Below are 23,381 nucleotides of genomic sequence, written 5' to 3' on the forward strand. Positions count from 1 at the left end.
CGTTTCCTCGGTTTACTGGTCCGGACTGTCGATGGTCAGCTGCTGCAAGGCAGTGGTACTGCTGGCCAAGGGTTGGCTGCGGCCGATCCACTCGCCAGTGGTCGGCTGACCGGCCCGGGATATGCGCGCAACCAGTTGGACTTCGGGGAAGTTGGACAGTTTCAATTGCGGCATCATCGCGTCGGCATCGCCCAGTTCAACGGTGATCGGCAGTTCGGCGACAGTGACGCGCTTGGCCGCCAAGGGAGCCGGCGGGCCACTGACGGCGCGGGCGAAGATGAACACGCTGTCGGTGGGCAGGGCTTTGGCCTTCGCCTCGGCGGACAGGTCCACGCGGACTTTCATCACGGCCTTCTGCGCAACCGTGCCGCCGCTTTCCTTGAGCTTCTCGGCCGCGCGGTCGATACCGCCTTGCAGGGCGGCGCGGGAGTTGTCTTGCGGTGGCAGTTGGGCCAGCAATCGATTCCAGTAGTCGATCGCCTCTTGATAACGCTGACCTTCAAAGGCAGCGATACCCAGCAGGCCGAGGCTGGTGACTTCCTTCGGATCGAGCTTCAAGGCTTCGTCGGTCAGGGCCTGGACCTTGGGCGACCATTGTTTGTTGTCGGCAAAGTACTGCGCCTGGGCCCACTGGCCGAGCAACTCCGGTTGACGCCCGGCCAGGGCCACGGTGCGCTCGAAGACTTTCGCGGCATCGGCGGAGCGGTCCTGGGCCATGTAGGCGCGACCGAGGAAGTACAGGCCTTCCGCCGAATCCGGCTGGGCAGCGGCGGCCCGTTCCAGGCGCTGGGTCATGTCCTCCATGGACACCGGCGGCTGGGAGAATTCGCGGGTCAGTTCGACCTTGTCGCTGGCCCCATAGTGCAAGTACAGGGCAACGCCGAGGACCGGCACCAGAAACGCCGCCAACAAGGGCAGCGGCTTGCCCAGGCGCGACTCACGGGGCTTTTCCACGCCTTCGGTATCGGCCAGCAATTCGCGGGCAGCTTCGGCGCGGCCGGTGTCGAGTTGCGCAGGATTCAACACGCCTTCCTCCTGCTGCACTTGCAGCTCGGCGACGCGTTCCTGGTACAGCGCCACGTTCAGCGCGGTGCGGTCCTCTTCACGCTGGGCACGGCGGCCGCGCAGGACAGGGATCAACAGGAAACTCAGGGCAATCAGAAGCAGCAGGCCGGCTGCGAGCCAGAAATCAATCATCAGTCTTGGTGTCCAGCAATTGGTCGAGGCGTTTACGCTCATCCAGGGACAGCGCGTCGGAACCATCGGTCGGCGCGGCGCGGCGGCGGCGCACGATCACCGCCATTACCACAACGCCGGCCAGCAACAGCCCGGCAGGGCCGAACCAGAGCAGCGCGGTCTTGCCGGTGAGGGCCGGTTTGTAGCGCACGAAATCACCGTAGCGGTCGACCATGAAATCGATGATCTGCTGGTTGTCCTTGCCCTCCCCCAGCATGCGGAAAATCTCTTTGCGCAGGTCGGCGGCAATCGGCGCGTTGGAGTCGGCGATGTCCTGGTTCTGGCACTTGGGGCAGCGCAGTTCCTTGGTCAGGTCGCGGAAACGCTCGCGCTCGGCGTCGTTGGCGAATTCGTAGGTGTCGATGGCGGCGTGGGCCACACCGGCCAATCCGAGCGCCAGGACCGCAGCAGCTAACAGACGCTTCATGGCTTGGCCTCATCGACCAGGGCCTGGTACTTGGCGGCCAGTTGCTCGCGCCAGACCACCTCGTCGATCACGCCGACGTACTTGTCGCGGATCACGCCCTTGGCATCGATAAAGAAGGTTTCCGGAGCGCCGTAAACACCGAGGTTCAGACCGAGGTTGCCGTCTTCATCGCGGATATCCAACTGGTACGGGTTATGGAACTCCGCCAGCCATTTCAAGGCGGCGGCATTGTCGTCCTTGTAGTTGATGCCGTAGATCACCACGCCCTTCTCGGCCAGCTTGTTCAGCACCGGGTGTTCGACGCGGCAGGAGATGCACCAGGTGCCCCACACGTTGACCAGCGCCGGCTTGCCCAACAGGTCGGCCTGGGTCAGGGTCTTGTCGCCCTGCACGGTCGGCAGGCTGAACGCCGGGAACTGTTTGCCGATCATCGCCGAAGGCAGCTCGGCAGGGTCCAGGTACAGCCCGCGATACAGGAATACCGCCACCACCAGAAACATCGCCAGCGGTACCACCATCAACCAACGCTTCATGCCGCCGCTCCTTGCAGGCCGAGGGCTTCACGCACCCGGCTTTTCACTTTGACCCGATAACGCCGGTCCAGCGCGGCGAGCAAACCACCAAAGCCCGTGAGCAAGCCGCCGAACCAGATCCAGCGCACAAACGGCTTCACATGCACCCGCACGGCCCAGGCGCCGTCGCCCAGCGGCTCACCCAATGCGACGTAGAGGTCACGGGTGAAACCGGCGTCGATCCCGGCTTCGGTCATCATCGAGCTCTGCACGGTGTACAGGCGTTTTTCCGGGTGCAGCACCGCCACCTCCTTGCCGTTGCGCACGACGCGCACGGTGCCTTTGTCGGAGGTGAAGTTCGGCCCTTCGAAGTGCCTGGCGCCTTCGAAGATGAAGTGGTAACCGGCCAGGTCCATGGACTCGCCCGGCGCCAGGCGCAGGTCGCGTTCAGCACTGTTCTGGCTGGACAGCACCACACCGAGGGCGCACACGGCGATGCCGATGTGGGCGACCTGCATGCCCCAGTAGCTGCGGGTCAGGGTTGGCAGGCCCTGGATCAGGCCTTTGTGGCGGGTTTTGTCGAAGATATCGCGCACGCCGGCCAGCAACACCCAGGCGGCGAGCAGGAAGGTGGCGAGCACCGCCCAGTTGAAGTCGCCGTAGGCAAACCCGGCGATCACCGCCAGGGCCACACTGCCCAGCAGCACCGGCATCAGCATGCCGGCCAGCCATTTGACCGGGGTGTCTTTCCAGCGCACCAGCACGCCGACCGCCATTACCACCATCAACAGGCCCATCAACGGGATGAACAATGCGTTGAAGTACGGCGGGCCGACCGACAATTTGGCGCCACTCAGGGCATCCAGCACCAGCGGATACAAGGTGCCGAGCAGGATCATCGACGCGGCCACCACCAGCACCAGGTTATTGCCCAGCAGCAGGGTTTCCCGCGACCACAGGTTGAAGCCGACCTGGCTCTTGACCACCGGGGCACGCAGGGCGAACAGGGTCAGGGAGCCGCCGACCACAAACAGCAGGAAGATCAGGATGAACACGCCGCGCTCCGGGTCGGACGCAAACGCATGCACCGACGTCAGCACCCCCGAACGCACGAGGAAGGTGCCGAGCAGGCTGAGGGAAAACGCGGCGATGGCCAACAACACGGTCCAGCTCTTGAACACGCCACGCTTCTCGGTGACGGCCAGCGAGTGAATCAGCGCCGTACCCACCAGCCAGGGCATGAAGGAGGCGTTTTCCACCGGGTCCCAGAACCACCAACCGCCCCAGCCGAGTTCGTAGTAAGCCCACCACGAACCCAGGGTGATGCCGATCCCGAGGAACGCCCAGGCGACGATGGTCCAGGGCCGAGACCAGCGCGCCCAGGCCGCATCGAGGCGCCCACCCAGCAACGCGGCAATGGCGAAGGCAAAAGCCACGGAGAAACCCACGTAGCCCATGTAGAGCATCGGCGGGTGCACGATCAGGCCGATGTCTTGCAGCAAGGGGTTGAGGTCATGCCCGTCCGCCGGGATCTGCGGCAGGATGCGGCTGAACGGGTTGGAGGTCATGATCAGGAACAACAGGAAGCCGATGCTGATCATGCCCATCACCGCCAGCACCCGGGCCAGCATCACTTGCGGCAGTTGGCGCGAGAACACCGACACGGCAAAGGTCCAGCCGCCGAGGATCAGCGCCCACAGCAGCAGCGAGCCTTCGTGGGCACCCCACACGGCGCTGAACTTGAAGTACCAGGGCAACGCGCTGTTGGAGTTGTTGGCCACATAGGCGACGGAAAAGTCGTCGGTCATGAAGGCATAGGTCAGGCAGCCAAACGCGAACAGCAGGAAAGCAAACTGGCCCCAGGCCGCCGGTTGCGCCAGGCTCATCCACAAACGGTCGCCACGCCAGGCACCGAGCAACGGCACCACGGCCTGGACGATGGCAAAGCACAGGGCGAGGATCATCGCCAACTGGCCCAGCTCCGGAATAAACAGTGCGGACGTCATGGCTTAGCCCTCCTTGGCAGGTGTTGGAGCCGACTGGCCGCTGTCTTTCAACGCCTTGGTGACTTCCGGCGGCATGTATTTCTCATCGTGCTTGGCCAGCACTTCATCGGCCACGACCACGCCGTCAGCGTTGAGTTTGCCCAGGGCGACAATGCCCTGGCCTTCACGGAACAGGTCCGGGAGGATGCCGCGGTAGGTGATGGTCACGGCTTTGTTGAAGTCGGTGACCACGAAGGTGACGTAGAGGGAGTCGGCAGAGCGTTTCAGCGAGCCCTTCTCCACCATGCCGCCGGCGCGAATCCGCGTGTCCACCGGCGCTTCGCCGTTGGCGATCTGAGTCGGGGTGTAGAACAGGTTGATGTTCTGTTGCAAGGCGCTCAAGGCAAGGCCCACGGCAATGCCGACGCCCACCAGGATGGCAAGGATGATCAACAGACGCTTTCTACGCAGCGGATTCACTTTTCGGTCTCCCGGCGCAAACGACGCGCCTCTTGTTGCAGGTAACGCTTGCGGGCCAGGATCGGCGCGGCGACGTTGAGGGCCAGCACCGCCAGGCAGATGCCATAGGCGGTCCAGACGTACAGGCCGTGATGGCCCATGGCGAGAAACTCGCTGAAAGAAGCAAAACTCATCCACGCGCTCCCAGGCTGCTTTGCACTTCGGCCTTGACCCAACTGGTACGGGCTTCACGCTTGAGCACTTCGAGGCGCATGCGCAGCAGCAGCACGGCGCCGAAGAAGCAGTAGAACCCCAGCACCATCAGCAGCAGCGGCGCCCACATTTCCACGGGCATCGCCGGTTTTTCGGTGAGGGTGAAGGTGGCGCCCTGGTGCAGGGTGTTCCACCACTCCACCGAGTATTTGATGATCGGGATGTTGATCACGCCGACAATCGCCAGCACCGCGCAAGCCTTGGCGGCGCTGTCACGATTGCTGATCGCGTTGCCCAGGGCAATCAGACCGAAGTACAGGAACAGCAGGATCAACATGGACGTTAGTCGCGCATCCCACACCCACCACGAGCCCCAGGTGGGCTTGCCCCAGATCGCGCCGGTGACCAGCGCCACGGCGGTCATCCAGGCGCCGATGGGCGCGGCGCATTGCAGGGCCACATCCGCCAGTTTCATCTTCCACACCAGGCCGACAATGCCGCACACCGCCAGCATCACGTAGCAGGACTGGGCCAGCATCGCGGCAGGTACGTGGATATAAATGATGCGAAAGCTGTTGCCTTGCTGGTAGTCCGGCGGCGCGAAGGCCAGACCCCAGACCAGGCCGATGCCGATCAGCAACACGGCAGCTACGCTCAACCACGGCAACAGCTTGCCGCTGATGCCATAGAACCATTTGGGCGAGCCGAGCTTGTGAAACCAGGTCCAGTTCATTGCTGTTTCCATCACGGTTGCTTTTCGTCGTTGCGAAAAGCTTAGGGTCTTTACTGGTTAAGACAACGCTTAACCAGACCTCATTATTCGCCGACGCTGATCTTCAGGCCGGCCGCTATAGCAAAGGGTGTCAGGGTGACCGCCAGGGCGGTCAGGCTACCCAGCCACAACAGGTAACCGGTCGCTGGGATGCCCATGAGCGCGGCTTGCAAGGCACCGCTGCCCAGGATCAATACCGGGATGTACAAAGGCAGAATCAACAGGGCCAGCAGCAGGCCGCCCCGCTTCAAACCCACGGTCAATGCCGCGCCTACCGCGCCCAACAGGCTGAGCACCGGCGTACCGAGCAACAGGCTCAGCAGCAGGATCGGCAGGCATTCGGTGGGCAACCCGAGCATCATCGCCAGCAGCGGCGAGAGCAAGACTAGCGCGAGGCCGGAAAAAGCCCAGTGTGCCAGTACCTTGGCCAGAACCAGAAGTGGCAGGGGGTGCGACGAAAGGACCCACTGTTCCAGGGAACCGTCTTCGAAATCACTGCGAAACAGCCCGTCCAGCGAGAGCAGGACCGATAAAAGCGCGGCCACCCACACCAGTCCTGGGGACAAGGTTTGCAACAGTTTAGTCTCGGGGCCAACCGCCAGCGGGAACAGCGCGATGACAATCGCAAAGAACACCAGCGGGTTGGCCAGTTCGGCCGGGCGACGGCAGAGCAAGCGTGCTTCGCGGGCAACCAACAGGCCGAATACGCTCATAGCGACCACCGCCCCAGGTCCAAGTCACGATAACCGGCGGGCACGCGATTGAGCGTGTGATGAGTGGTGAGAACGACCAGACCGCCCTGCTCGCAATGCCGGGCCAGGTGCTCTTCCAACTGGGCGACGCCCTGTTTATCGAGGGCGGTGAAGGGTTCGTCGAGAATCCACAGCGGCGGGCCGGGCAGATACAAACGCGCCAGGGCCACGCGGCGCTGCTGGCCGGCGGACAAGGTGTGACAGGGAATGTCCTCGAAACCCTTCAGGCCGACAGCGGCCAGGGCCTGCCAGATGGCATCGCGGGAAGCGGGATGATGCAGGGCGCTGAGCCAACTGAGGTTTTCCTCGGCGGTCAGTACGTCCTTGATGCCGGCGGCGTGGCCGATCCACACCAGGTTGCGGGCAAGTTCGCTGCGTTGTTCGCTGAGGGGCTTGCCGTTGAGTCGAACCTCACCGGCGGTCGGCTGCATCAGCCCGGCCAGCAGGCGCAGCAAACTGGTCTTGCCGCTGCCGTTGGGGCCGCTGATCTGCACCATGTCGCCGCCCTTGAGCCGCAGTTCGAGGTGCTCGAACAGCAGGCGCAGGTCGCGTTCACAGGCAAGCGCTACGGCTTCAAGAAGAGGGCTGGTCAAAAGATCGCGGGCCTTTACGGTTCAAGTCGGCGGTGCAGCGGCCGTTAAAGAGAAATGCACAATAACGGCTTTGGCGACCGATTTTAGAGAGCTGGATCAAATAGTTGTGAGGTTTTTACCGCTCTCGTTGCAGACGGGCGGCATTATACATGTGATGCCCTACTCTAAAGAGGGCAATTTCCCCAGAGACGACGCGCGCGATGACCGGTGAGATCAACCTTCCTACGCTTGCACCCGCCCCGACAGCCGGGCCTGGCCCCGCACCCGCGGCCGGCGAGTTGCTGAAACTGCTGGAGCCGCAGATCGGCCTGATCGACCCTGGCAAAACCGCGAACGCTGAAGTCATCGCCCTGAAACAAGGCGGGGAAGTCTTCCAGTTGCTGCTCAAATTGACCCTGGAAGGCGGCCGCCAGACCCTGGTACAGGCCAGCAGTCCCCAACCACTGCCGCTGGGCAGCAATGTGGCAGTGAGCCAGACGACTGCGGGCAACCTGACCCTCAGCCTGCAGCAGGCCTTGAGCGCCAATGTCGCCGCCCTCACCCGCATTGACACAAACCAGATGCCGGTAGGCACGCTGTTGCAGGCCAAGGTGCTGACCACCCAGATGCTGCCCCAGGGCACGGCGCAGCCGGCGATCTACCGCTCGCTGGTCACTGTGCTCAACAACGCCCTGGCGGGCGCGACCCTGACCGTGGAAAGCCCTCAGCCCCTGCGCGTCGGCAGCCTGCTCAGCGCCGTGGTGCAGAACGCGCAGGCCCTGAGCTTTGTGCCGCTGAGCGGGCTCAAGGATCAACTGGCCGTCAGCCAGCAACTGTCGACCCAACAGAGTCGCCAGGGCTCGCTGGATGCAGTCCTCACCGCCCTGCAAAACCTGCCACGCGGCGACAGTACTTCCGCCGACCTGCGCGCCGCCGCCGACCGCCTGCTGGCCGCACTGCCGGACCTGGCGCAGGTCAGTAACCCCAAGGTACTGGCGCAAGTCATCCAGAACAGCGGCGCCTTCCTTGAAGCCAAGCTGCTCGCCGGGCAGAACCCGCAAATTCCGCCGTTGGACATGAAGGGAGCGTTGCTGCGCCTGGTCGCGGACCTGTTGCCCGCCCTGCCCGCCAGCACCAACATGACAGCGATCCTCGCCGCCAACACCCTGGCCCAGGCACTGCCCAACTTCGTGCGCAGCCCTTTGAATACCCTCGGCCAAGTCAGCGCCCGCCAGATACCTGCCAGCTTCCCGCTGCCCGAACGGTTGATGGCGAAACTGGAAGGCGAAGGCGACCTGGAAAACCTGCTGCGCCTGGCCGCCGGAGCCATCTCACGCCTGCAAAGCCATCAGCTGTCGAGCCTGGAACAGACCGGCACGACTGCCGACGGCCGCTTGCAAACCACCTGGCAACTGGAAATCCCCATGCGCACGTTGCAGGACATCGTGCCGTTGCAGGTCAAGTTCCAGCGCGAAGAACCGGCACCGGACAAGGACCAGCCCGAACGCAAGGAGAAGAAGGACGCCAAGCAGATGCTCTGGCGCGTCGAACTGGCTTTCGACATGGAGCCGCTCGGGCCATTGCAGGTCCAGGCACAATTGAGCCAGGGCAAACTCTCCAGCCAGCTGTGGGCCTCCCGCCCCTTCACCGCCAGCCTGATCGAAAGCCACCTGGGTACCCTGCGCGAACGCCTGGTGACCTCGGGCATCAACGTCGGCGACCTCGACTGCCACCTCGGCACCCCACCGCGCGGGCCGAAAACCGGACTGGAACAACGCTGGGTGGATGAAACCGCATGAAGAACCCAACACCGCCGCGCCAGGCGATTGCCCTCAAATACGACGGCCAGCAGGCACCTACGCTGACGGCCAAGGGCGATGACGCCCTGGCCGAAGCCATCCTGAAGCTGGCGCGGGAAAATGAAGTACCGATCTACGAAAACGCCGAACTGGTCAAGCTGCTGGCACGGATGGAGCTGGGCGACAGTATTCCCGAGGAGCTGTACCGCACGATTGCCGAGATCATTGCGTTTGCCTGGACGTTGAAGGGCAAGTTCCCGATGGGGTATGACCCGCACACCGCACCGGTAGAGCGCGACGTGACCGAACGCGGGGATGACTACTGAATCAGCCCGGCACCACACCGGCCAACATGCGGGCCGCTACCGAGGTGGCAACCGGCTTGCGCTGAGCGTGTTGTTTCAACGCCTGCTCAAACGTCAGCCCCTCATACCGCCGCAATGCCGCACCAAACGCACTCGCCTGCGCAGGCGGAAGTGGCGCGGTGAAGGCCTCGATGAACGGCGCGTCAATCACGGTGTTGCGAACACTCTCTACCTCTGCCTGTATGGAACGGCTATCCCGGGCAGTGACCTTATCGAACAGGGCTTGATCCTTGATCACAAAATCCTTGGCACCGGGTGCGCGTTGAGCAACGAGCACATTCTGCTGACCGTTCCAGGCCGACAGTGAATACTCCTTAAGCCTGTCCTGACTGTTCTTGACCGACTCGATACTCGGGCCACGATGCTCCAGACCCGCACTGAAAAACTGGCTCAGGACATTGAAGTCCATCACCGCCTCATCGGTGCCGCGCTTGAGAATCCGACAGCACAAAGTCGCGAGGTCCACCTGGATATCGTGGAAATGCAACTTGGATTCCTGGCTCAAGCGTGCGATATCGGCTATTTTCTGGTTGAAATCGTTTGGCCACAGGTACAACGCATCCCGCGTCAGTGGCTGCCCCAGGCGCTTTTCCATGGAGCTAATGAACTGCTGAACCAACGCCGCGCCCTGGTCATGCACCTGCAACATGCTCGTGCCGGGCATACGGTTTTGGATCATGTTCTTGACAATATCGGTGTTGAGCGCGAACTGGCCGGTGAGAAAGGTGGTTTTACCCGCTGATGGCGCACCCCGAACTATCGAGACATCCTGCGACAAGGCAGGTGCCGGGTCTTGAAGAATGGACTGGAATTGCGTCAGGTATTTTTCTGCCACCTGTGCGGTCAGGTTCTTAAGGATGTTGGCATTGAGGCTGTCCACCTCAGGCAGCCAGACATTTTTCTTGCCCAGAGCCTGTGCCAGTGTCGGCAAGGTTTCGTCAGCCGCAGCCGGGTCGGCCCACCGCAGCCGTTCATTGTCCTGCAATCGTTGCAACTGCCCAGGATCACGCGTCAGCGCCTGCCAGGAGGTAATACTCGGATCGGCGATCATGCAGGCAAGCCGCTCCCGATAAGTATTTTCGGAAAGCGGCCTGCCGATCAGTTGATTCAAAACCCCACGTGCAGTGCTTGAATTGATTGACGCTGCAGCGGGCAAGCCGGGTTCGGCGCGAGCAGGTGCCGCCACGCCAGGAACGGAAGTAGCAGGTTGAATAGTCATCGTCAGGCCTCCAGTAACCAAGACTCAGAAAATTAACCTGCCCGTTCTGGATGGCTCATAGGACTTATCTTGAGTGTGCCCCCGCCACCGGTGAATTGTGTGTCAGCCAAATACCTCACTCAACGGAATGAAGTTGGCCCGATCGCCGATAGCCAGCGTCGTGCCTTCCAACACCTCGACAAACCCCTCCGCCCACGCCGCGCTGCGCAGTACACCGGAGCTCTGGTTGCGGTAGATGATCGCCTTGCCCTGTTCGATGCGACCACGCAGGTACTCGCGGCGGTTGCCAGGTTTAGGCCAGGTGAAGCCCACCGGCACTTCGAAACGCAACGGTTCGACATCCTGCACACCTTGGCGGCGCAGCAGATAAGGCCGGGCCAACAGCGCAAAGGTCACCAGCGTCGACGCCGGATTGCCTGGCAGGCCGATCACCGGCACGCCACGAAAATGCCCGAACGTCAGCGGCTTGCCCGGCTTGATCGCCAGTTTCCACAGGGCCAGTTCGCCCTCTTCGCGCAGGGCAATGCCGAGGAAATCCGCCTCGCCCACCGACACGCCGCCGGTCGACAGGATCAGGTCGACACTGCCCAGGTCGCCCAGGCGCGTACGGGTTTGCTCAAGGTCGTCGGGCAGGATGCCGGCGTCGATCACTTCACAGCCAATACGAGTCAACCACGAGCACAGCACCCGCCGATTGCTGTTGTAGATCTGGCCCGGCCCCAGTGGCAAGCCCGGCTCGATCAGCTCATCACCGGTGGACAGCACCGCCACACGCGGGCGGCACACCAGGTCCAGGCGGTCACGACCCAGGGAGGCGGCAAGTCCGAGTTCAATCGGACCCAGGCGCGTACCTGCCGACAAAACCAGCTCGCCTGCAGTGGTTTCCTGGCCTTGTGGACGGATGTTCTGGTCGAGGTGCAGGGGTTCGGTGAAGCTCACGCGCTCGTCGGCATGGACCACGGCGTTTTCCTGCATCTCCACGCAGTCGGCGCCTTCGGGTACCGGGGCGCCGGTAAAGATGCGCGCGCAGGTGCCCGCAGCCAAGGGTTGCGGCGCCTGGCCTGCGAAGATGCGCTGACTGACCACCAGGGGCTCGCCAGTCCAGTCCGACAGACGCACGGCATAGCCGTCCATGGCGCTGTTCGGCCAGGGTGGCAGGTCGAGAGTGGAGACCAGGTCCAGGGCCAATACACGCCCGTCGCAGTGCGCAAGGGGCAAGGTTTCCTGCTCGCGGATCGGTGCGGCTTCGGCCATGGCCAGCAGTTGCGCCAAGGCGTCTTCCACCGGCATCAGGGCGCCGGTCTTGCCCGGCTTACCCACGGGATTCACAAGGCTCGGCCTGTTTCAGGTGCGGGACGAAGTTGCACGGACGGTGACGGTTGTCCAATTGCTCGGCGAGGATACCGTCCCAGCCGGTGCGCACCGCATTGGTGGAACCTGGCAGGCAGCACACCAGGGTGCCATTGGCCAGCCCCGCCAGGGCGCGGGACTGCACCGTAGAGGTGCCGATGTCCGCCACGGAGATCTGGCGGAACAGTTCGCCAAAACCATCGACCTGCTTGTCCAGCAGGCAGCTCACGGCTTCGGGGGTGCTGTCACGGCCGGTAAAGCCGGTGCCGCCGGTGATCAGCACGACTTGCACCACGTCTTCGGCGATCCAGTGGGCAACCTGGGCGCGGATCTTGTAGAGGTCGTCCTTGAGCAGCACGCGTTCGGCCAGGTTATGCCCGGCAGCGGTGAGGCGGTCGACAAAGACTTGGCCGGAGGTATCGGTGTCGAGGGTGCGGGTGTCGCTGACGGTCAATACAGCGATATTCAGGGGTACGAAGGGCGCATCTGCCTTGGCTTTCATGGCACGGTCCGGTTGTCGAAGGAACAGCCCGATGTTATATCACAGCCCCCCCTTTTACTGCCGCTGCGGAACCGCCATGCCTATCGATTCATCATCACTGCCCTGTTCGGTCTTGCTGCTGTCCGGTGGGCGTGGCCAGCGCATGGGCGGCCAGGACAAAGGCTTGCTGGAATGGCATGGCCAACCCTTGATCGCCCATCTGCAGCGCCTGGTGCGGCCGCTGACGGATGACCTGATCATCTCGTGCAACCGCAACCTGGAGCACTACGCCGCGTACGCCGACCAACTGGTGAACGACGACAGCCCGGACTTTCCCGGCCCGCTTGCCGGTATCCGCGCGGGACTCGCCGCCGCGCGCCACACACACCTGTTAATACTGCCGTGCGATGTGCCGCACGTCGACGCAGGGTTGCTCGCCGGCCTGTGTGACACTGCACGGCGCAACCCGCGGCTGCCGGTGATGGTACGCCATGGTGAGTTCTGGGAGCCGCTGATCTGCATCCTCCCCACCGCCCTGCTGGACGCGGTGGAGAGCGCCTGGCAAGCCGGTGAGCGCAGCCCGCGCAAGCTCTTCCTGCAACTGGGCGGCGTGGGCCTGGAGTGCCCGGCGGATGACCCGCGCCTGGCCAACCTTAATACGCCGGAGCTGTTACAGACGCGCCCGGGCGTGTCAGAATGAACCTCGCACCCGGAACTTTGTCGACGCCGTGAGCGTCACAAGGTCAGCTATTCAAAAGAATTATCTCGGAGACAAACTCATGACTCAACGGACCATCGCCGCTCTCATGCTTGCACTGGGCCTCGCCACCCTCGCCGGTTGTGCCTCGCCGACAGTGATCACCCTGAATGACGGCCGCGAAATCCAGGCCGTCGACACCCCTAAATACAACGAAGATTCGGGTTTCTACGAATTCGAACAACTTGACGGCAAGCGTACCCGCATCAACAAAGATCAGGTTCGCACCGTCAAAGACTTGTAAGCCTTAGCGTTTGCCATCAAGGCCCGCCTCGCGCGGGCCTTGTCGTTTCTGGCGGTTACCAGTCGAGGGTGATCTGGCTGCGGAAATTGCGCTCGACACCTGTGACCGGGTCGCTAAACCGCACACCCTGGGCCAGCAGTTTAAGCGGGTTGGCGTAGTCGTCTACGGCGTCCTTGATCACGTTCGGGTAGAACGGATCGTTGCAGATACTCGCGCCGAGTGCGGTCATGTGTACGCGTAGCTGGTGCTTCTTGCCGGTTACGGGAAACAGGCCATAGCGCCATAGATCGCCGTTTTTTTCGCGCACTTCCACCGCCGTTTCGGTGTTAATCGCGCCAGGCCCTTCCTGCATGCGAAAGAACGGCTCGCCATCGACCAGGCGGCTTTTATGCACCAGGGGGAACGTCAGGTTCGGCAGGGCCGGAGCGATGGCTTCGTAGAACTTGTCGATCTGGCGTGTGGGAAACAGTTGCTGATACGCCGAGCGGCTGGCCGGGTTGGCCGAGAACAGCACCAGCCCCGCCGTATGCCGGTCGATGCGGTGCAGGGGCACCAGCGATGGGTTATCCAACTGGCGAATCAAGCGCCGCAGCAGCGTTTGCTCGACGTATTCACCGGCGGGGGTCACGGGCAGGAAGTGCGGTTTGTCGGCGACCACCAGGTGTTCGTCGGCGTACAGGATGGTTTCCTGCACCGGGATGACTTTCTCGTTGGGCACTTCGCGAAAGTAATAGATGCACAGGCCTTCCTTGTAGGCCAGGGCCAGGCTGATGGGGCTGCCGTTGATGTCCAGCACTCGGCCCCGGGCAATGCGGTCGATCCAGTGTTCACGGCCGATCGCCGGGAAGTGCTCGCACAGGCACTCGAGCACTGTCGCCCAAGGCCCGGGCGGCAAATACAGGGTACTGGCTTGGTGCTCGGATGGGATAAAAACGGAAGTGGACATGAAATGCTCGAAGCCTGGGAAAACCGGCGGGCATTATCCCGCATGGAGCGGGACTGAGCCTAGGGCGGATCTCAAGCCTTGGCCAACTCCGCCCGCAGAATCGGCGAGGCACTGGCGGCCTCGGTGAATTCCTTTAGCCAGCGCAGCACGTCCACGGCTTCCCAGCGACCCGGATCATACAACGCGTATAACAAGCCCTGGTAACCCACCACATCCAGCTGCTTGTGGTAACCGGCGCGCTGGAACAGCGCCTCGATCTCGGCAAAGCAGGTATTGAAATGCACTTTGTTGAACGGCGTCTTGCCTTCCGTGACCAGGCCATCGAGGCGCAGCTCGTTCACCGCGTCGCGCACGACATCGGCGGACATGCGATTGACGCTGCTTTTCAGTTGTTCGACATTCACCACGGGCGTTCCCTCTATTCAATCGCTGTACAAACATACAGTAACGTAATATTTGGAAACCTGCCATCGCATAAACTCAACGAAGGAAGGTCACGACCTGTTGTGAGTCAAATGGCCAATCCAGTTCCGCCCCGGTGTCCACCCTGCGAAGTACCGGAATCCGCAGGCCGTAGGCTTCGGTCAGGTCGTCGGGGTCGGCGATATCCACCAGTTCCACCAACAACCCGTGTTCGACGAGCGGCATGATTTCGGCTTCGGCGATTTCACACAGATGGCAACCCAGGGTGCCGAATAGCTGGCATTCAGGAAGCATGACGAATGGACCTGATCAGAAAGTAGGCCAACATTCTAAGCCTGACGAAAATCTGTGGCGAGAAACCAGCCCCCAAAAACCCTGACCCAGGTCACCATGGCCTATAACTGTTTCAGCGATTCTCGCGGCTTTTTGCCTGCCCCCTTGCAACGGAGATGCGTGTGTTTGCCAACCTGCTGATCATTCTGGCCTCATCCCTGGTGGTGATTGCGCTGTTTCGCCGGCTACAATTGCCGCCGGTGCTGGGCTACCTCTGCGTCGGCCTGGCCGTAGGACCCACCGCGCTGGACTGGGTGAATGACAGCGAAGAGCTGCCCGACCTCGCCGAACTGGGCGTGGTGTTCCTGCTGTTCTCCCTGGGCCTGGAGTTCTCCCTGACCAAGATGCTCGCCCTGCGCCGCGTGGTGTTTGGCCTGGGCAGTTTGCAGGTATTGGGCTGCGGGGCGCTGCTGGGCATCTTGTTGATGATCCTGGGTGTGGCGCCAGGCGTCGCGTTGTTACTGGGCGCAGGGCTGGCGCTGTCATCCACGGCCATCGTCAGCAAGGAGTTGACCAGCCTCGGTGAAATCTTCAGCAGCCATGGCCAGAACGCGATTGGCGTGTTGCTGTTCCAGGATGTGGTAGCGGTGCTGTTACTGACCCTGGTGCCGGTGTTTGCTGGCACCGGTGAACAAGCCTGGTACTGGGCGCTGCCACTGACCCTGGGCAAGACCGTGGTGTTGTTTGTCGGCTTGCTGCTCGCCAGTCGCTGGTTGTTGCCGCGCTTGTTTCATGAAGTCGCCGCCTCCCATTCGGCCGAGTTGTTTGTACTGCTAGCGCTGGTGATTGTGTTGCTGACCGCCTGGCTCACCCACCTGCTGGGGCTCTCCCCTGCCCTCGGCGCGTTCCTGGCCGGCATGCTGCTGGGAGAAAGCCACTACCGCCATCAGATCGAGGCAGATATCCGTCCGTTTCGCGATATCCTGCTGGGGCTGTTTTTCGTCAGCATCGGCATGCTGATCGACCTGCAACTGTTCGTCAGCCACAGCCTGTTGATCCTCGCCCTGACCCTCACCTTGATGCTGGTCAAAGGCTGTGTGGTCGCCGCGCTGGTCAAGCTGCGCGGCAGCGACAGCGAAACCGCCTGGCGCAGCGGCCTGGCGCTGGCCCAAGGCGGCGAGTTCTGCTTTGCGTTGATGGCACAGATGCAACAGAGCCGGTTGATCCCGGATGAATTCAACGGCTTGCTGCTCGCCGCCACCTTCTGCTCGATGCTACTGACGCCGCTGCTGCTGCGTGCCGCGCCGGGCATTGCCCTGCGCCTGCACCGCAAGCCCAACCAGCAAGTACAACTGGAAGCCATCACCGCGCTCAACGCCGAGCTGCACGGTCACGCGGTGATCTGCGGCTATGGTCGCGTCGGCCAATCCATCGGGCGCTTTCTACGCCAGGAACAACAGGCATTCATCGCTCTGGATGACGACCCGGAACGGGTACAGGAAGCCGCCACCGAAGACAGCAGCGTGCACTACGGTGATTGCCGGCGTGGCGCCTTGCTCAGTGCGGTCGGCCTGGAACGCGCGCGGTTGGTGGTGATTGCGGTGGACAACACCGACGTCGCGCTGGTGGTGTTGAAAGAAGCACGCCGGATCAACACCGAAGTGCCGATCCTGGTGCGCACCCGCGATGACAGCCAACTGGCTGAACTGAAGGCCGCAGGCGCCAGCGAAGTGGTGCCCGAACTGCTGGAGTCAAGCCTGATGCTCGCCTCCCACGCCCTGATCCTGCTGGGCCTGCCGGACCAACAGGTGCAGGCGCGGGTTGACGATGTGCGACACAACCGCTACCGCCTGCTGCACGGTTTTTATCGCCAGGCAGACGAGCCGATCAATCCTGACTGACCGCGCCGATCTTGTGGATCGACAGGTCCGCGCCGTAATACTCCTCTTCCTGGCTCAGGCGCAGTCCGTGCACGCGCTTGATCACGCCGTACACCAGCAGGCCACCGACCAGCGCGACCAGCACACCAAGGGCAGTGCCGATCAACTGGCTGACCAGGCTGACACCGCCCAGGCCACCCAATGCCGTCTGGCCGAAGATGCCGCAGGCAATGCCACCCCACACGCCGCACAGGCCATGCAGCGGCCACACGCCCAACACGTCGTCGATCTTCCAGCGATCCTGGGCGGCGATAAAGAACCACACGAACAAACCACCAGCGACTGCGCCGGTGACCAGTGCGCCCACCGGATGCATCAGGTCGGAACCCGCACAGATGGCCACCAGCCCGGCCAGCGGACCGTTATGCAGGAAACCCGGATCGTTGCGGCCGATGATCAAAGCCGCGACGGTGCCGCCAACCATGGCCATCAGCGAGTTGACCGCCACCAGGCCACTGACGCCATTCAACGTTTGCGCACTCATCACGTTGAAGCCAAACCAGCCGACAATCAGGATCCACGACCCCAATGCCAGGAACGGAATGCTCGACGGCGCGAACGCCACCAGGCGCCCTTCGCGGTAGCGCCCGTTGCGCGGGCCAAGCAGCAACACCGCCGCCAGCGCCAGCCAGCCGCCCATGGCGTGGACCACCACCGAGCCGGCGAAATCATGGAAGCTGGCGCCGAAGGTCGCGAGCAGCCAGGCCTGCAGACCGAAATTGCCGTTCCACACCACGCCTTCGAAAAACGGGTAGATAAACGCCACGATCAACGCGGTTGCGCAGAGTTGCGGCGCAAACCGTGCACGCTCGGCAATCCCCCCGGAAATGATCGCCGGGATTGCTGCCGCGAAGGTCAGCAAGAAGAAGAACTTCACCAGGCCGTAGCCATGGTCGGCGCTGATCACCGCCGCCGGTTGCATGAAGCTCACCCCGTAGGAGATCCAATAGCCTATAAAGAAATAGGCCAGGGTGGAGATGGCGAAGTCGCTGAGGATCTTCGACAGGGCGTTGACCTGGTTCTTCTGGCGCACCGTGCCGACTTCGAGGAACGCGAAGCCAGCGTGCATGGCCAGGACCATGACCGCACCGATCAGGATAAACAGGGTGTTGGAGCTGTGGACAAGCGTGTCCACTGCACTTTGCACATTTTCCATGGAAGTTGGCAGGCCTGCAGTAAGGCAAAAAGCACCAAAGCGGTTCAAGCCCGGGTTGCGCGCACTAAATTGGCACCGCCGGTCCCGCCCCTCTGCAGAGGGCATGAACCGATTTAGCGCAGCGATCAACACAACAGGCCGTTGCCGACAGGGTTTTTCCGCGAGTTTCAGTTATTTAGGGTAAGGTTTTTCAAGGCTTCCTGCCCGACCGCCCGGATTCAGCGCAGGCCCCGGGGCCTGCGCACCAAGGCAAAGCAAAAGCTGTACCACACAATTGCACTGAACCTTCACCGACGCCGGTGACTCGAAACCACTAAGTACAAAACAGCCCATCACGGAGATAACCATGGCCAGAAGAACTGCAAAGACTGCTCAAGAAATATTGATGGCGGATTTTCAAACCCTGGTGACTGATACCGAAAGGTTGCTGGACGACACCAAGGTGCTCGCCGGTGACCAGGCTGATGAGCTACGGGCCAAGATCCACGATACCCTGCTCCAGGCCCGCGAAACCCTCAAGCAGACTGAAGACTCGCTGCGCGAACGCGGCCAGGCGGCGGTCACCGCGACTGAAGATTACGTGCAAGCCAACCCTTGGCAGTCGGTGGGCATTGCCGCCGGCGTGGGCTTTCTGATCGGCCTGCTGGCCACAAGGCGCTAATCATGTCTATCGGCGAAACCGGCTCGTCCACGGGGACGACTTCAAGGCGCCTGGGCGCAGCCGTGCTGGGCTTGCTGCACAGCCACGTCGAGTTGTTCGGCATCGAATTGCAGGAACAGAAAGCCCGCACCGTCAGCCTTCTGCTGTTTGCCGGCCTGGCGCTGGTGTTTGCACTGCTGTTGCTGGTGGGGTTGTCGACACTGGTGATGATCCTGGTCTGGGACACCGGCTACCGCCTGACCGGAATCATCTGCCTCTGCGTGTTCTACAGTCTTGCCGCAGCCTTTTGCGGGGTGCGCTTGAAAGCGGCGGTGTTCGATGAATCCACGCCATTCCACGCCACCCTCGAAGAGCTGGCCAATGACCGGGAGCGTCTGCTGCCATGAGCCTGACTGAAATGCCAAAAAACACGTCACGGCGGGAAATGCGCAAAGCGCTGATCCGGCTGCGCATGGAAATGCACCGTCAGGAAATCCGCCACGAGTCCCAGCAACTGATGCTGCCGTTGAACAAGGTGCGCAACCTGGGCAGTCACTGGCAGGACAGCCTGGGCATCAAGCACGCGCCGCTGTGGGGCGTTGCTGCGGTGACGCTGATGGGCTTTTTCACCGGCAAAGGCGCCAAGGGCGGCGGTATCAGCAGCCTGACACGCCTGGTGCGTCTCGGTGCCGGGTTGATCCCGCTGATCAAATTGGCCATGCAGGGCACTTCGCGCAAAAGTTGAGCCTGGCTGGCTGCATTCTTGCTAACAGAATCGGCCCGGCCCTCGTTTTCGAGGGCCGGGCCTTTTTTCAGCCACCTCGCTTAAGGAGGCCCCGTGATCGACGGGCAACCGCTCGCCTGCTTCCAGCCGTTTATCGATACCGCCACCGGCCGCATCGCCGGTGTCGAGGCCCTCGGCCGCCTGCGCCAGGCCGACGGGCGCCTGCAATCGGTGGGGCCGCTGTTCGCCGACCCGCGCACCCCAGGCGTGACCTTGCGCCGTCTCGACCGGCAGATTCGCGACAATGCCCTGAGCCGCTTGCATGAAGCACCCGCCGACTGGTTCCTGAGCCTGAACATCTCGCCGCGCTGGATCAACCGCCTGCGTCCGGGCCAAGCCCTGCCGAGCCTGAAACAGATTCACAGCCATGGTGTCGACCCGCGACGGATCGTGTTCGAGATCACCGAACTGGGTGGCGACATCCAGCGCCTGGCTGACGTGGTCGCGCGTTACCGCGAGGCCGGTGCGCGTATCGCTATCGATGACTTCGGCGCCGGCTATTCCCAGCTCGACCGGGTGCTGGCATTGCAACCAGACATTCTCAAGCTGGACATGCGCCTGTTTCAGGAAGCGGCCCGCGGCGGGCCGAGCAGCGAAGTGGTGCGGGCGCTGGCACAGATGGCCGAGAAAACCGGCTGCTGGATCATTGCCGAAGGCGTGGAAACCGAAGCACAGTTGAGCTTCGCCCTGGAGTGCGGCTCGCGTTATGTGCAGGGCTATCTGTTTGCCCAGGCACAGTTGGACTGGTTTGCCGCCGACGCCTTCGTGCCGCGTTTTGCAGAGTTGCGCACCGCCTACGTTCAGCAAAAACTGGCGGAACGCGGGCGCATCATGCAATTGCGCCAGCAATTGGCCGAGCTGATGAAAATCCTGCAAACCTGGGCCCAGGCACAGGCGCCGCTGAGCCAATTGCCCCAACTGCCGGCGTTCCCCTGGCTGCTGCGCTTCTACCAATGCGACCGACACGGCACTCAGCTGACGCCCAATTTCGAATGGCGCCAGGACGCCTGGCAGGCCGACAGCCTTTATCTGGGCCATAACTGGTCGTGGCGCCCGTATTTCTATCACCTGTTGGCCGAAGGGTGGGACGAGCGTCGTCTGACCCTCTCCTCGACCTACCGCGACGCGACCACCAACCAGTATTGCCTCACCGCCGGACAGTTCTTTGATAACGGTCAGCGTTTGCTGTTAATCGATATCGACGCGGCCGGGCTGTAGATTTTCGCTTGCCCAGCCCGCGCTGAACCGGGAAGCTGGGAGGGTCATTCACCGCACGGAGAGTACCCGCCTTGGATTGGCCCACCCTGCTGACTCGCGAACGTCTAGGCAAACCGCTGCACAGCCCGGAAGAACTGGGCCGTAGCCCGTTCCACAAAGACCATGACCGTATTATCTTCTCTGGCGCATTTCGCCGCCTGGGCCGCAAGACCCAAGTGCACCCGGTCTCGAGCAACGACCACATTCACACCCGCCTGACCCATTCCCTGGAAGTGAGCTGCGTAGGCCGCTCCCTGGGCATGCGCGTCGGCGAAACGTTGCGCAGCGCCCTGCCCGACTGGTGCGACCCGAGCGACCTTGGCATGGTGGTGCAATCGGCCTGCCTGGCCCATGACATCGGCAACCCGCCGTTCGGGCACTCCGGCGAAGACGCCATCCGCCATTGGTTCCAGCAGGCCGCAGGCCGCGGCTGGCTGGATGACATGAGCAGCGCCGAGCGTAATGACTTCCTCAATTTCGAAGGCAACGCCCAAGGTTTCCGCGTGCTCACCCAGCTTGAATATCACCAGTTCGACGGCGGCACGCGGTTGACCTACGCCACCCTGGGCACTTACCTGAAATACCCTTGGACCGCCCGCCACGCCGACTCCCTGGGCTATAAAAAACACAAGTTCGGCTGTTACCAGAGCGAATTGCCGATCCTCGAGCAGATCGCCCACAAGCTCGGCCTGCCGCAACTCGAAGAACAGCGCTGGGCCCGGCATCCGCTGGTGTATCTGATGGAGGCCGCAGATGACATCTGCTACGCCTTGATCGACCTGGAAGACGGCCTGGAAATGGAGTTGCTGGAGTACACCGAGGTCGAGTCGCTGCTGCTAGACCTGGTAGGCGATGACCTGCCGCAGACCTATCGCCAACTCGGCGCGCAGGACTCCCGGCGGCGCAAGTTGGCGATCCTGCGGGGCAAGGCTATCGAACACCTGACCAACGCGGCCGCGCGGGCCTTTGTCGAACAACAGGATGCCTTGCTCGCCGGTACCCTGCCCGGCGACCTGGTGGAGCACATGCACGGCCCGGCCAAGCGTTGCGTGCTGGACGCCAAGGACATGGCGCGCAAGAAGATCTTCCAGGACAAGCGCAAGACATTGCATGAAATCGGCGCCTACACCACCTTGGAAATTCTGCTGAACGCCTTTTGCGGTGCAGCCCTGGAGCAGCATGGCGGGCGTACGCCGTCGTTCAAGAATCGGCGCATTCTCGACCTGCTGGGTAACAACGCGCCAAACCCCCAATGGCCTTTGCACGCCTCGTTCCTGCGCATGATCGACTTCATCGCCGGCATGACCGACAGCTATGCCACCGAAATGGCCCGGGAAATGACCGGGCGCTCCAGCCCCCAATGACGAGTACGATCAAGCCGCCTGTTACCCGAGAGGAATCGACCTACGAAGGGAACAGAGCGGCCTGATCGAATTCGCACAAGCACCTGCTGAATAATCACGCACGCTCCGGGCGACCCAGGCGAACAGTTCCTACGCGCCCTCCCTCGACGCTTGACTCATCGTGTGCCCCCCCAATGCCCAGTTATCCGCTTCGTATCCTGCTGGTGGAGGATCATCCGTTTCAACTCCTCGCCACCCAGTGCCTGCTCAGAAGCTTCGGCTTCGCACGGGTGACCCCCGCCGAAAGCGCCGAACAGGCAATCTGTTTGATGTCGCAGGCCGAGGTGCCTTTCGACATCATCCTGTGCGACCAGTGCCTGCCCGACCTGCCGGGGCTCGAACTGATTGAAATTGCCAGTCGCCGACGCTTTACCACAACCGCCATCCTTCTGAGCGGATTGCCCACGACAGAACTCGCCACCCTGATAGCCCAAGCGGTGGACCGTGGCCTGCCATTGCTCGGCTATTTGTCAAAGCCGCTGAACAAAGATGAGTTGGCACGTTTGATCTGCCCATTACTTCGGTTACACATGTAGGATTTTAAACATCAGTCTCAAAGAAAAAGCACTGCACCGGGCCAGTTAACTCCATAGCGGCGACATTTAATTCATTTATCTCCCAAGCGCTGGCACATCACTTCACATAGCCCGAGCAGCTGGTAGGCTTTTACCTTTTTTAATGTAGGAATTTTCCTGTTTTATATCTACACCCCTCTGTGCTCATGCTCCCGCCTCCGCTTCTGAGCTAATGTGCCCGCTTTATTTGCTCTTGCACGGAATGTGATCATGAACTCAGTTTTTATTATCGATGACCACCCGGTTATACGGCTTGCAATCCGAATGTTGTTGGAACATGAGGGCTACAAAGTGGTGGGAGAAACGGACAACGGATGCGACGCCATACAAATGGTCCGCGAATGCCTGCCCGACCTCATCATCCTCGACATCAGCATTCCCAAACTGGACGGGCTCGAGGTGCTCTGCCGATTCAACGCAATGAACACACCGATGAAAACCCTGATCCTGACGGCCCAGTCCCCCACCCTGTTCGCCACCCGCTGCATGCGCTCGGGCGCCGACGGCTACGTGTGCAAGGAAGGCGACCTGAGTGAATTGCTGAGCGCCATCCGCGCGGTGTTGTCCGGCTACAACTACTTCCCCAGCCAGGCACTGAACGCCAATGGTGCAGACGGCGTCGAGTCCCAGGAGCTTGAACTGTTCAAAAACGTCAACGACCGCGAACTTATGGTATTGCAACTTTTTGCACAAGGCCGCACCAATAAGGAAATTGCAAAAGGTATGTTCCTGAGCAACAAAACAGTAAGCACTTACAAAAAGAGGCTGATGCAAAAACTTCAAGCCAAATCCTTGGTAGAACTTATCGAGATGGCAAAACGAAACGCGCTAGTGTGAGAAA

At 61.9% G+C, this 23,381-nt stretch carries 28 protein-coding genes; 12 read left to right on the forward strand and 16 right to left on the reverse strand.

From position 1 onward, the window contains the following. Positions 1–12 precede the first annotated feature (12 nt). The 9 genes from ccmI to ccmA form a co-directional block, all read right to left on the reverse strand. Complete coding sequence (gene ccmI, locus BFN10_RS03460; RefSeq protein WP_071488486.1) at positions 13–1,197, reverse strand: c-type cytochrome biogenesis protein CcmI; 1,185 nt, start codon at positions 1,195–1,197, stop codon at positions 13–15. Next, positions 1,190–1,663 carry a cytochrome c-type biogenesis protein gene (locus tag BFN10_RS03465; RefSeq protein WP_071488487.1) on the reverse strand — a complete coding sequence of 158 codons (474 nt, stop codon included), beginning with the start codon at positions 1,661–1,663 and terminating at the stop codon, positions 1,190–1,192. The genes ccmI and BFN10_RS03465 overlap by 8 nt, the downstream gene beginning before the upstream one ends. Continuing rightward, positions 1,660–2,196, reverse strand: a complete 537-nt coding sequence (locus tag BFN10_RS03470; RefSeq protein ID WP_071488488.1) for a DsbE family thiol:disulfide interchange protein — start codon at positions 2,194–2,196, stop codon at positions 1,660–1,662. The genes BFN10_RS03465 and BFN10_RS03470 overlap by 4 nt, the downstream gene beginning before the upstream one ends. Then, positions 2,193–4,181 carry a heme lyase CcmF/NrfE family subunit gene (locus tag BFN10_RS03475; RefSeq protein ID WP_071488489.1) on the reverse strand — a complete coding sequence of 663 codons (1,989 nt, stop codon included), beginning with the start codon at positions 4,179–4,181 and terminating at the stop codon, positions 2,193–2,195. Before BFN10_RS03475 ends, BFN10_RS03470 begins: the two co-directional genes overlap by 4 nt. A gap of 3 nt (positions 4,182–4,184) precedes the next feature. Next, positions 4,185–4,640 carry a cytochrome c maturation protein CcmE gene (gene ccmE / locus BFN10_RS03480; protein WP_071488490.1) on the reverse strand — a complete coding sequence of 152 codons (456 nt, stop codon included), beginning with the start codon at positions 4,638–4,640 and terminating at the stop codon, positions 4,185–4,187. Further along, positions 4,637–4,813, reverse strand: coding sequence for a heme exporter protein CcmD (gene ccmD / locus BFN10_RS03485; RefSeq protein WP_061435869.1), 177 nt, complete (start codon positions 4,811–4,813; stop codon positions 4,637–4,639). The genes ccmE and ccmD overlap by 4 nt, the downstream gene beginning before the upstream one ends. Next, complete coding sequence (locus tag BFN10_RS03490) at positions 4,810–5,565, reverse strand: heme ABC transporter permease (RefSeq protein ID WP_071488491.1); 756 nt, start codon at positions 5,563–5,565, stop codon at positions 4,810–4,812. Before BFN10_RS03490 ends, ccmD begins: the two co-directional genes overlap by 4 nt. An 83-nt stretch (positions 5,566–5,648) precedes the next feature. After that, the gene (gene ccmB / locus BFN10_RS03495; RefSeq protein ID WP_071488492.1) at positions 5,649–6,317 is read right to left on the reverse strand and encodes a heme exporter protein CcmB; all 669 of its coding nucleotides are present in this window, start codon (positions 6,315–6,317) and stop codon (positions 5,649–5,651) included. Continuing rightward, the gene (gene ccmA / locus BFN10_RS03500) at positions 6,314–6,949 is read right to left on the reverse strand and encodes a cytochrome c biogenesis heme-transporting ATPase CcmA (protein WP_071488493.1); all 636 of its coding nucleotides are present in this window, start codon (positions 6,947–6,949) and stop codon (positions 6,314–6,316) included. The genes ccmB and ccmA overlap by 4 nt, the downstream gene beginning before the upstream one ends. A gap of 200 nt (positions 6,950–7,149) precedes the next feature. On the opposite strand from ccmA, the gene fliK reads away from it, so the two are divergent. After that, on the forward strand, positions 7,150–8,727 hold the full coding sequence (gene fliK / locus BFN10_RS03505; RefSeq protein ID WP_071488494.1) for a flagellar hook-length control protein FliK: 1,578 nt from the start codon (positions 7,150–7,152) through the stop codon (positions 8,725–8,727). Beyond that, positions 8,724–9,053, forward strand: coding sequence for an EscU/YscU/HrcU family type III secretion system export apparatus switch protein (locus BFN10_RS03510; RefSeq protein ID WP_071488495.1), 330 nt, complete (start codon positions 8,724–8,726; stop codon positions 9,051–9,053). The genes fliK and BFN10_RS03510 overlap by 4 nt, the downstream gene beginning before the upstream one ends. Position 9,054: 1 nt before the next feature. Here the strand turns inward: BFN10_RS03510 and BFN10_RS03515 are convergent, their stop codons facing one another. The 3 genes from BFN10_RS03515 to moaB all read right to left on the reverse strand — a co-directional run bounded on the left by BFN10_RS03515 (position 9,055) and on the right by moaB (position 12,163). Beyond that, on the reverse strand, positions 9,055–10,311 hold the full coding sequence (locus tag BFN10_RS03515) for a hypothetical protein (protein ID WP_130898162.1): 1,257 nt from the start codon (positions 10,309–10,311) through the stop codon (positions 9,055–9,057). Positions 10,312–10,413: 102 nt separating this feature from the next. Beyond that, complete coding sequence (locus BFN10_RS03520) at positions 10,414–11,640, reverse strand: molybdopterin molybdotransferase MoeA (protein ID WP_071488497.1); 1,227 nt, start codon at positions 11,638–11,640, stop codon at positions 10,414–10,416. Continuing rightward, positions 11,624–12,163, reverse strand: coding sequence for a molybdenum cofactor biosynthesis protein B (gene moaB, locus BFN10_RS03525; RefSeq protein WP_056857153.1), 540 nt, complete (start codon positions 12,161–12,163; stop codon positions 11,624–11,626). Before moaB ends, BFN10_RS03520 begins: the two co-directional genes overlap by 17 nt. 76 nt (positions 12,164–12,239) lie before the next feature. On the opposite strand from moaB, the gene mobA reads away from it, so the two are divergent. After that, complete coding sequence (mobA, locus tag BFN10_RS03530) at positions 12,240–12,842, forward strand: molybdenum cofactor guanylyltransferase MobA (RefSeq protein ID WP_071488498.1); 603 nt, start codon at positions 12,240–12,242, stop codon at positions 12,840–12,842. A 79-nt stretch (positions 12,843–12,921) separates the two neighbouring features. Beyond that, positions 12,922–13,143 (forward strand): YgdI/YgdR family lipoprotein, encoded by a 222-nt coding sequence (locus BFN10_RS03535; RefSeq protein ID WP_010211805.1) that lies wholly within the window; start codon positions 12,922–12,924, stop codon positions 13,141–13,143. Positions 13,144–13,198: 55 nt separating this feature from the next. Here the strand turns inward: BFN10_RS03535 and BFN10_RS03540 are convergent, their stop codons facing one another. From BFN10_RS03540 to BFN10_RS03550, 3 genes are all read right to left on the reverse strand, one after another. Next, positions 13,199–14,089, reverse strand: a complete 891-nt coding sequence (locus BFN10_RS03540) for a pseudouridine synthase (RefSeq protein WP_071488499.1) — start codon at positions 14,087–14,089, stop codon at positions 13,199–13,201. Between the two features lie 71 nt (positions 14,090–14,160). Next, positions 14,161–14,496: a hypothetical protein gene (locus BFN10_RS03545; protein WP_010565034.1), complete on the reverse strand. Its 336-nt coding sequence runs from the start codon at positions 14,494–14,496 to the stop codon at positions 14,161–14,163. A 73-nt stretch (positions 14,497–14,569) separates the two neighbouring features. After that, the gene (locus BFN10_RS03550) at positions 14,570–14,806 is read right to left on the reverse strand and encodes a glutaredoxin family protein (RefSeq protein ID WP_071488500.1); all 237 of its coding nucleotides are present in this window, start codon (positions 14,804–14,806) and stop codon (positions 14,570–14,572) included. Positions 14,807–14,961: 155 nt separating this feature from the next. Between BFN10_RS03550 and BFN10_RS03555 the strand changes: the two genes are divergently transcribed. Beyond that, the gene (locus BFN10_RS03555) at positions 14,962–16,686 is read left to right on the forward strand and encodes a cation:proton antiporter (protein WP_083351560.1); all 1,725 of its coding nucleotides are present in this window, start codon (positions 14,962–14,964) and stop codon (positions 16,684–16,686) included. Here BFN10_RS03555 and BFN10_RS03560 read toward each other — a convergent pair. Beyond that, positions 16,673–17,881 carry an ammonium transporter gene (locus tag BFN10_RS03560; RefSeq protein ID WP_071488501.1) on the reverse strand — a complete coding sequence of 403 codons (1,209 nt, stop codon included), beginning with the start codon at positions 17,879–17,881 and terminating at the stop codon, positions 16,673–16,675. The genes BFN10_RS03555 and BFN10_RS03560 overlap by 14 nt on opposite strands. A 346-nt stretch (positions 17,882–18,227) precedes the next feature. Here BFN10_RS03560 and BFN10_RS03565 point away from each other — a divergent pair, with 346 nt between their 5' ends. The 7 genes from BFN10_RS03565 to BFN10_RS03595 all read left to right on the forward strand — a co-directional run bounded on the left by BFN10_RS03565 (position 18,228) and on the right by BFN10_RS03595 (position 23,377). Beyond that, positions 18,228–18,542, forward strand: coding sequence for an ElaB/YgaM/YqjD family protein (locus BFN10_RS03565; RefSeq protein ID WP_012723021.1), 315 nt, complete (start codon positions 18,228–18,230; stop codon positions 18,540–18,542). Positions 18,543–18,544: 2 nt separating this feature from the next. Continuing rightward, positions 18,545–18,928, forward strand: coding sequence for a phage holin family protein (locus BFN10_RS03570; RefSeq protein ID WP_012723020.1), 384 nt, complete (start codon positions 18,545–18,547; stop codon positions 18,926–18,928). Further along, positions 18,925–19,266, forward strand: coding sequence for a hypothetical protein (locus BFN10_RS03575; RefSeq protein WP_058427942.1), 342 nt, complete (start codon positions 18,925–18,927; stop codon positions 19,264–19,266). Before BFN10_RS03570 ends, BFN10_RS03575 begins: the two co-directional genes overlap by 4 nt. Positions 19,267–19,359: 93 nt before the next feature. Then, entirely contained in the window at positions 19,360–20,523 is a 1,164-nt protein-coding gene (locus BFN10_RS03580) for an EAL domain-containing protein (RefSeq protein WP_071488502.1), read from the forward strand. Between the two features lie 71 nt (positions 20,524–20,594). Then, positions 20,595–21,926, forward strand: coding sequence for a deoxyguanosinetriphosphate triphosphohydrolase (locus BFN10_RS03585; protein WP_058427944.1), 1,332 nt, complete (start codon positions 20,595–20,597; stop codon positions 21,924–21,926). A 173-nt stretch (positions 21,927–22,099) separates the two neighbouring features. Beyond that, positions 22,100–22,501: a response regulator gene (locus tag BFN10_RS03590; protein ID WP_071488503.1), complete on the forward strand. Its 402-nt coding sequence runs from the start codon at positions 22,100–22,102 to the stop codon at positions 22,499–22,501. A 249-nt stretch (positions 22,502–22,750) separates the two neighbouring features. Further along, positions 22,751–23,377, forward strand: coding sequence for a response regulator transcription factor (locus BFN10_RS03595; protein ID WP_071488504.1), 627 nt, complete (start codon positions 22,751–22,753; stop codon positions 23,375–23,377). Positions 23,378–23,381 lie beyond the last annotated feature (4 nt).

This window comes from Pseudomonas extremorientalis (assembly GCF_001870465.1).
Taxonomy (GTDB): Bacteria; Pseudomonadota; Gammaproteobacteria; order Pseudomonadales; family Pseudomonadaceae; genus Aquipseudomonas; species Aquipseudomonas extremorientalis.

Excerpts from the sequence above, each read along its gene's own strand:
- ccmI (WP_071488486.1), bottom strand. The coding sequence starts at position 1,197 with ATGATTGATTTCTGGCTCGCAGCCGGCCTGCTGCTTCTGATTGCCCTG.
- BFN10_RS03465 (WP_071488487.1), bottom strand. The coding sequence starts at position 1,663 with ATGAAGCGTCTGTTAGCTGCTGCGGTCCTGGCGCTCGGATTGGCCGGT.
- BFN10_RS03470 (WP_071488488.1), bottom strand. The coding sequence starts at position 2,196 with ATGAAGCGTTGGTTGATGGTGGTACCGCTGGCGATGTTTCTGGTGGTG.
- BFN10_RS03475 (WP_071488489.1), bottom strand. The coding sequence starts at position 4,181 with ATGACGTCCGCACTGTTTATTCCGGAGCTGGGCCAGTTGGCGATGATC.
- ccmD (WP_061435869.1), bottom strand. The coding sequence starts at position 4,813 with ATGAGTTTTGCTTCTTTCAGCGAGTTTCTCGCCATGGGCCATCACGGC.
- BFN10_RS03490 (WP_071488491.1), bottom strand. The coding sequence starts at position 5,565 with ATGAACTGGACCTGGTTTCACAAGCTCGGCTCGCCCAAATGGTTCTAT.
- ccmB (WP_071488492.1), bottom strand. The coding sequence starts at position 6,317 with ATGAGCGTATTCGGCCTGTTGGTTGCCCGCGAAGCACGCTTGCTCTGC.
- fliK (WP_071488494.1), top strand. The coding sequence starts at position 7,150 with ATGACCGGTGAGATCAACCTTCCTACGCTTGCACCCGCCCCGACAGCC.
- BFN10_RS03510 (WP_071488495.1), top strand. The coding sequence starts at position 8,724 with ATGAAGAACCCAACACCGCCGCGCCAGGCGATTGCCCTCAAATACGAC.
- BFN10_RS03515 (WP_130898162.1), bottom strand. The coding sequence starts at position 10,311 with ATGACTATTCAACCTGCTACTTCCGTTCCTGGCGTGGCGGCACCTGCT.
- moaB (WP_056857153.1), bottom strand. The coding sequence starts at position 12,163 with ATGAAAGCCAAGGCAGATGCGCCCTTCGTACCCCTGAATATCGCTGTA.
- mobA (WP_071488498.1), top strand. The coding sequence starts at position 12,240 with ATGCCTATCGATTCATCATCACTGCCCTGTTCGGTCTTGCTGCTGTCC.
- BFN10_RS03535 (WP_010211805.1), top strand. The coding sequence starts at position 12,922 with ATGACTCAACGGACCATCGCCGCTCTCATGCTTGCACTGGGCCTCGCC.
- BFN10_RS03540 (WP_071488499.1), bottom strand. The coding sequence starts at position 14,089 with ATGTCCACTTCCGTTTTTATCCCATCCGAGCACCAAGCCAGTACCCTG.
- BFN10_RS03550 (WP_071488500.1), bottom strand. The coding sequence starts at position 14,806 with ATGCTTCCTGAATGCCAGCTATTCGGCACCCTGGGTTGCCATCTGTGT.
- BFN10_RS03555 (WP_083351560.1), top strand. The coding sequence starts at position 14,962 with ATGCGTGTGTTTGCCAACCTGCTGATCATTCTGGCCTCATCCCTGGTG.
- BFN10_RS03560 (WP_071488501.1), bottom strand. The coding sequence starts at position 17,881 with ATGGAAAATGTGCAAAGTGCAGTGGACACGCTTGTCCACAGCTCCAAC.
- BFN10_RS03565 (WP_012723021.1), top strand. The coding sequence starts at position 18,228 with ATGGCCAGAAGAACTGCAAAGACTGCTCAAGAAATATTGATGGCGGAT.
- BFN10_RS03570 (WP_012723020.1), top strand. The coding sequence starts at position 18,545 with ATGTCTATCGGCGAAACCGGCTCGTCCACGGGGACGACTTCAAGGCGC.
- BFN10_RS03575 (WP_058427942.1), top strand. The coding sequence starts at position 18,925 with ATGAGCCTGACTGAAATGCCAAAAAACACGTCACGGCGGGAAATGCGC.
- BFN10_RS03590 (WP_071488503.1), top strand. The coding sequence starts at position 22,100 with ATGCCCAGTTATCCGCTTCGTATCCTGCTGGTGGAGGATCATCCGTTT.
- BFN10_RS03595 (WP_071488504.1), top strand. The coding sequence starts at position 22,751 with ATGAACTCAGTTTTTATTATCGATGACCACCCGGTTATACGGCTTGCA.